Raw genomic sequence first — 3,252 nt, forward strand, 5'->3', positions numbered from 1 at the left:
CGCTGCTTGAGGGCCTTGTTATAAGAGGGCCAGTTGGTGATTTTAAAATTTTGTTTTGCCATGGAGACCTGATTTTGAAACAACTGTGGTGATCTGCTCCGATGATTACCCAAAAGTTCTATTTATTCAACAAAGCCGATCGTACCACTCAAACAGACCAAAGTGCCTCCGATGAAAAATGACAGTGTAATTTCGTTGCACTGATGGAAACAAAAGTAGCCCGTCATTTATCGCACGTTTTGGCTTCAAATATCGCACACCGCATCACAAGGCAGGGCAACTGCTTCAGTAACCGCTGATATTCTGGGGCGTTAGCGCTGTCACAGGGTTTACATCGCAGCGGGGGATCAACGCGATCCTCCGCATACCCTGTAGTAAAGCGGGTTTACTCCAATGCACTGCACGGTTATGGTGCCAAACGGCGCGTTTTTTGTCGTCGTTATGTTCACCTTTTAAGCCGGGGCACACTTCATGGAATTCATCGATCATCATCGCAGCAGATGGCTGGCGCTGGGCGCAGCCACGCTACCGGGGCAGGCGTTTGCCACGCTATCAACCCCACGTCCACGTATTCTCACGCTAGCAAACCTCAATACCGTCGAGTACCTTAAAACTGAATTCTTAGATGGCCGCCGTTACAACAAAGATGAATTGTCCCGTCTGAACCACTTCTTCCGTGATTATCGCGCCAATAAAATCAAAACCATCGATCCTGAGCTGTTTGACCAACTCTATCGCTTGCAGGTGATGTTAGGCACCAACAAACCGGTGCAGCTGATTTCGGGGTACCGCTCGGTGGACACCAACAATGAAATGCGCAGCCATTCGCGCGGTGTGCCCAAACAGAGCTATCACACCAAAGGGCAGGCGATAGATTTTCACATCGAGGGTGTGCAACTGGCCAATATTCGCAAAGCGGCGCTGAAACTGAAGGCGGGTGGCGTAGGCTACTATCCGAAAAGTAATTTCTTGCACATTGATACCGGGCCGACGCGGAGCTGGTGACCCTTAACGCTAATAGACCCCGTGGCCTGACCGTGTCATGATGTCGGTCACGTAAGGGTGCTTTTTCGTGAAGTGGAGTGCTATGAAATACCAGATTGTTCCCGTGACGGCGTTCAGCCAAAACTGTACGTTGTTATGGTGTGAGGAAACCCGCGACGCTGCGATTGTTGACCCAGGTGGCGAAGCGGAAAAAATCAAACGTGCCATCGCGCAGTGCGACAACAAAGTATCGCAAATCCTGTTGACGCATGGACATCTCGATCACGTCGGTGCGGCTCAGCAACTGGCCGATCACTATCAGGTGCCGATTGTCGGCCCGCATCCTGCTGATGCTTTCTGGCTTGATGGTTTGCCCGCACAGAGCCGCATGTTTGGCCTGACAGAGTGTGCGCCGTTAACCCCGACGCGCTGGTTGCAAGAAGGGGATTCGGTGACGGTGGGCAACACTGAGCTGTCCGTGTTGCACTGTCCGGGACATACACCGGGCCATGTGGTGTTTATCGACAAGGTATCGCGTCTGGCGCAGGTGGGCGATGTTATCTTTAATGGCGGTGTAGGGCGCAGTGATTTCCCGCAGGGCGACCATCAGGCGTTAATTACGTCTATCCGCACAAAATTGTTCCCACTCGGGGACGATATCACCTTTATTCCTGGACACGGCCCGATGTCGACGCTGGGGCAGGAGCGTAAGACCAATCCTTTTGTGCATTATTAATGCACAGGCATCCCCCCGACTAGCAGGGGATGCCTGACAACATATTACAGCACGGCCACAATGGCTTCGCACAGCGGAGCCATATTTTCTGGCGTCATACCTGCCACGTTAACCCGTCCAGAGTTCACCGCATAGACCGCAAACTCATCGCGTAGACGCAATACTTGATCTTTGGTCAGACCGCTGAACGAAAACATGCCATTCTGCTGAATGATAAAGGAGAAGTCCTGCGTCGCGCCTTTTTCCTGTAAGGTATTGACGAACAGATGACGCATGCGTTGAATGCGCTCGCGCATCGCCGTCAGTTCCTGTTCCCACAGGGTACGCAACGCCTCGTTGCCGAGGATGGTCGCTACCACCGACGCACCGTGTGCCGGTGGGTTGGAGTAGTTGGCGCGGATGATGGATTTCACCTGGCTAAACGCTTTGTCTGCCACATCGGCATTGGCCGCGACCAGGGTGCAGGCACCGACACGTTCGTTATACAGGCCAAAGTTCTTCGAATAGGAGCTGGAGACCAGCAATTCCGGATGGGAAGCAGCGAAAATACGCAGACCCTCTGCATCCTCTTCCAGCCCGCGAGCAAAGCCCTGATAGGCAAAATCAAACAGCGGCAGCCAACCCCTCTGAGCGGACAAGTCAGCTAGCGCTTGCCACTGCTGCGCCGTAGGATCGATACCGGTCGGGTTATGGCAACAGCCGTGGAATAACACCACGTCGCCCGCCTGAACCGCTTCGAGGTTTTTGACCATGCCATCAAAGTCCAGCGCGTGGTGAGCGGCATCGTAGTAGTGATAATCACACACTTCCAGCCCGGCAGCCTGGAACACGTTTTTATGGTTGGGCCAGCTTGGGTTACTTACCCAAATACGTTTAGCGGAGGTCTGGCTGGCGATAAACTCTGCGGCAATACGCAGGCCACCGGTGCCACCCGGCGTCTGCGCGCTACGCGCACCCTTTTCACTGATAATCGCGCTTTGTTTGCCGAACAGTAGCTCTTGCGTACGCAGGGCGAACTCGGGCATGCCATCGATCCCGAGATAGTTTTTGGTGGCTTCATTTTCCAGCAAAAATTGTTCTGCTTTTTTTACGCTGGCCAGCACCGGTGTCTTTCCGGTTTCATCTTTGTATACGCCGATACCCAGGTTGATTTTTTGTGGACGAGAGTCGGCGCGAAACAGATCGGCAAGGCCAAGAATCGGATCAGCGGCAGCGGCAGTAATATGTTCAAACATTGATGGCTATTCCATGACAGAGGTTAGGCAAGAAACTTCAGGTTACCGCTAGCCATAAGCTTTGCCAACCGTTTGCGATCAAAATGCAGGTGAAATAACAGGAAAAATTGTGGCGGGAGCGATAGCCATAAATGGCGCTAATACTCAGGTCGCAGAAGGCTTTGTTGAATAAATAGATTTTATGCTGGCAGCCCAGCGAAACGACGGATCCTCGCAACGTAAAATCATGCAGTTAGGCCTCATGAGAAAAGTGTACACCTGAGATGACAAGCATTTTCAACCAAAACTGGCATGGAA

Annotated in this window: 4 protein-coding genes; 2 read left to right on the forward strand and 2 right to left on the reverse strand. The window is 52.5% G+C overall.

Features of this window, described 5'->3' with window-relative positions; all coding sequences use genetic code 11:
- Window positions 1-471: 471 nt before the first annotated feature.
- Both QZ506_RS03630 and QZ506_RS03635 read left to right on the forward strand, forming a co-directional pair.
- On the forward strand, window positions 472-1,005 hold the full coding sequence (locus QZ506_RS03630; RefSeq protein WP_291969150.1) for a YcbK family protein: 534 nt from the start codon (window positions 472-474) through the stop codon (window positions 1,003-1,005).
- Window positions 1,006-1,087: 82 nt separating this feature from the next.
- Window positions 1,088-1,720: an MBL fold metallo-hydrolase gene (locus QZ506_RS03635; RefSeq protein ID WP_291969156.1), complete on the forward strand. Its 633-nt coding sequence runs from the start codon at window positions 1,088-1,090 to the stop codon at window positions 1,718-1,720.
- 44 nt (window positions 1,721-1,764) lie between these two features.
- Here the strand turns inward: QZ506_RS03635 and QZ506_RS03640 are convergent, their stop codons facing one another.
- Both QZ506_RS03640 and QZ506_RS03645 read right to left on the reverse strand, forming a co-directional pair.
- The gene (locus QZ506_RS03640) at window positions 1,765-2,955 is read right to left on the reverse strand and encodes an amino acid aminotransferase (protein ID WP_291969152.1); all 1,191 of its coding nucleotides are present in this window, start codon (window positions 2,953-2,955) and stop codon (window positions 1,765-1,767) included.
- 37 nt (window positions 2,956-2,992) lie between these two features.
- Window positions 2,993-3,172: a hypothetical protein gene (locus QZ506_RS03645; RefSeq protein WP_291969154.1), complete on the reverse strand. Its 180-nt coding sequence runs from the start codon at window positions 3,170-3,172 to the stop codon at window positions 2,993-2,995.
- Window positions 3,173-3,252 lie beyond the last annotated feature (80 nt).

The organism is Candidatus Symbiopectobacterium sp. (assembly GCF_020054415.1).
Taxonomy (GTDB): domain Bacteria; phylum Pseudomonadota; class Gammaproteobacteria; order Enterobacterales; family Enterobacteriaceae; genus Symbiopectobacterium.

Coding starts and splice junctions, on each gene's coding strand:
- QZ506_RS03630 (WP_291969150.1), top strand. CDS start 472: ATGGAATTCATCGATCATCATCGCAGCAGATGGCTGGCGCTGGGCGCA.
- QZ506_RS03635 (WP_291969156.1), top strand. CDS start 1,088: ATGAAATACCAGATTGTTCCCGTGACGGCGTTCAGCCAAAACTGTACG.
- QZ506_RS03640 (WP_291969152.1), bottom strand. CDS start 2,955: ATGTTTGAACATATTACTGCCGCTGCCGCTGATCCGATTCTTGGCCTT.